2 protein-coding genes are annotated in these 976 nt (G+C 43.0%); one reads left to right on the top strand and one right to left on the bottom strand.

The genetic code is table 11. The features are described from left to right. Nucleotides 1-209: SDR family NAD(P)-dependent oxidoreductase (locus tag MUB24_RS23045; RefSeq protein WP_244708087.1), on the bottom strand; the 209-nt coding region annotated here is incomplete at its 3' end. Between the two features lie 155 nt (nt 210-364). Here MUB24_RS23045 and MUB24_RS23040 point away from each other — a divergent pair. Further along, complete coding sequence (locus MUB24_RS23040) at nt 365-931, top strand: TetR family transcriptional regulator (RefSeq protein ID WP_244708085.1); 567 nt, start codon at nt 365-367, stop codon at nt 929-931. Nucleotides 932-976: the final 45 nt, after the last annotated feature.

Here is a 976-nt window from a genome sequence, read left to right as displayed (position 1 = left end):
AATTGTAAAGCAATGGCTTTACGCCCGGTTTCCCGGATCTGGGAGACGACTTTTTCCGCTTCTTCTTGATTAGAACGGTATGTGAAGATTGAATCAACACCGTGGCTTGCAAGGGTTAAAACTGTGCTTTTGCCAATACCGCGGCTTCCGCCTGTAACGATGGCAATTTTTTGGTTGGTTTGTGTCATTGTGTATTCTCCATTCTTCATTAGTATCTCCAGATAGTGTAACCAATACGTTGATACTTATATCTAACTAACTGGTTGGTTACATGTTAATTTAAAATAACCAGTTAGTCAACTGTGTTTTTTTGTATGATATAATGAAAACACTAAATTCATGCTGGACTAAGGAGGGACGCCATTTGAGAAACGCTGAGGCAACAAGAGAACGGATTTTGGAAGCAGCTATGGATGAGTTCTCCTCCTTTGGCATTGCAGGAGCACGTGTTGACCGCATTGCTAAAAACGCTGGCTGCAATAAGAATTTGATTTACGTTTACTTTGAAAATAAAGAAACGCTTTTTACAACTGTTCTCGATAAACACTTAACGCGTGTTTATGAGGAAATTTTTTTTACACCTGAGGATCTTGCTGGTTATGCGATAAAAGTATTCGATTGGGCTATGACGCATCCACAAATCGTAAGGTTAATGACATGGTACAGTTTGGAGCAGAAGGAAGACAATCTAACCGAGCGTGCCTCTGTGCGCGATAAGAAAATTAAAGCGATAATGGATGCGCAAAACGATGGCCTGGTCGGAAAGACGTTCACTCCTGGCTTTCTTATGACTGCAGTCATGGCTTTAGCAACCGCCTGGACGCCAACACATCCTTTCGGGCCCTCGCACGACCCGGTTGCCGTGAAAATTCCAAGAGAGACGAGAGAGGCCATCGCCAGGGCCGTTAGTCTGATCTCTAAAGGTGAATAAAGCTGATATGAATTTCGCAACGTGAGAATGAGATGCAAGTGAGAG

The sequence above is a fragment of the Lederbergia sp. NSJ-179 genome (assembly GCF_022867885.1).
Lineage (GTDB): Bacteria > Bacillota > Bacilli > Bacillales > Bacillaceae_C > Lederbergia.
This window is presented reverse-complemented; position numbering and strand designations above follow the sequence as displayed.